This window comes from Pseudomonas sp. MWU15-20650 (assembly GCF_023242475.1).
Lineage (GTDB): Bacteria > Pseudomonadota > Gammaproteobacteria > Pseudomonadales > Pseudomonadaceae > Aquipseudomonas.
In genome coordinates this window covers 1-1632 of the sequence record NZ_JALJFG010000074.1, presented here as the reverse complement: position 1 = coordinate 1632, position 1632 = coordinate 1, and the positions used below count along the sequence as shown (strand labels likewise).

The 1632-nt window shown below is 54.8% G+C and carries 1 protein-coding gene; it reads right to left on the bottom strand.

Annotation, left to right across the window (positions count from 1 at the left end):
* Positions 1-49 precede the first annotated feature (49 nt).
* Positions 50-1381: an IS110 family transposase gene (locus M5B43_RS27140; RefSeq protein WP_248752944.1), complete on the bottom strand. Its 1332-nt coding sequence runs from the start codon at positions 1379-1381 to the stop codon at positions 50-52.
* Between the last annotated feature and the right edge of the window lie 251 nt (positions 1382-1632).

Below are 1632 nucleotides of genomic sequence, written 5' to 3'. Positions count from 1 at the left end.
GCCCCCTCTTATCAAACAAAAAATAACTCATTGTTTTTGCTCTTAAAAATCACGCCGCTTTAACCAGCTGCATCCCCAGCTTGCGTGCCTTGCGTTCCAAGGCACGCATCTGCCGGTCGCGGCTTCTTTCTTCAAATTCCTCGATCCCTTTCTCTACATAAGGCTGGCCTTTGGTCAGCATCGCGTAGATCAAGCGCGCCAATTGATGGGCTGTCGCTTTGATCGCGCAACAGGTGTCCATTCGGGTCAGGCGAGCGCGATGGCTGGCACCGATAAAGCTCTTGTCATTGCGGGCGATTGAGGCTGCCTGTTTCAGGGCTTGTGCGGCTCGATTGATAACCTTCACGGTTTTACCGGGAAGAGGCTTGCCTCCTGAGATCCTCGTCGGCGGAGCAAGACCGAGCCAGGAGCAGAAGTGCTGTGAGGTCGGGAACCGTGATAAGTCCGCTCCCAACTCACTGGCTAAGACCAGCGCGGTGTCGATTCCTATGGTGGGGATTGCGGTTAAATCCACCCCCATTATCTTGTTCAAGGCTCGATGCAGGATCAACTGTTGCTCATTCGAACGGTGCGGATTACGCAGTGTTTTACTCGGTGCGATAACATCCGCTTGGAGAGTCGGTAGCCGTTCAAGTGCATAAGCAATGGCTTGGTCGCACTCGCCAATCTGTTTTTCCAGGAAATCATAAGCCGCCAATTCCTGACTCAGCGCATGCAAGTGCTCTGCTCGCCAGTTACCCCGCAGGCTGCGGGCGACCGTGGCTTGGTCGGCTTTAACACGCTTATCTCTAAGCATTGCGAGTACGTCGGGATCGCGTTCGCCTTCAACGATTGCCCGCAAAATACTCATGCCTGTGACCCCGGCGATATTGCTGATGACTTGAGCCAACTGGATGTTCATCTGGACCAAAGCCTTTTGCATCCGGTTTAGGGCTTTGGCTTGATCGCGGACTTTATTGCCACGCTGACGGACCAGTGAACGCAGTGAACACACCTCGTCCGAGGGCCGAAAAGCGCCTCGCAGCAGACCGTGCGTCATAAGCTGAAGTATCCACTGGCAATCAAGGACATCAGACTTGCGCCCGGTTATTTGCCGAGTTGCACGGGAGTTAACGAGGTAAACCTCAAAACCGCGTCTATCCAGAATCTCGAAGAGCGGGATCCAATAAACCCCGGTCGCCTCCATCGCCACCATCTTGACGCCCATGGACTCAAACCAATCGGCCATGGCATGCAAATCATCAGTGAAGGTAGAAAAGCGCCTAACGGGCTCATCGCATTTCGTCGGATCAACAGCGGCCAAATGCTCACGCCCGCCCACATCAACAGCGCCGCAGTCGGGATGGATAACCTCAAAACGCTTTTGGTTCTTGCGCGTCATGACAATTCCTCGCAGGATTGAATGACGCGTGCGGGGTACACGGTGGCGAGCGGATTCACTCTCTTATACGTGGTCACAGCTTGCTGTGCCGACAATGACTCCACGCCGATACCGTGCAGGCCACTCTCCCACTCGGGTGCTGTCACACCAGTGTTGGCTACGGCCTTTGCCCCGCACGCGTTCTTAAACCTTACGATGAACCAGTTTGATGCGCGACAGCGCTATGTCGAAGACTTAGTGGGGCCTCCCAC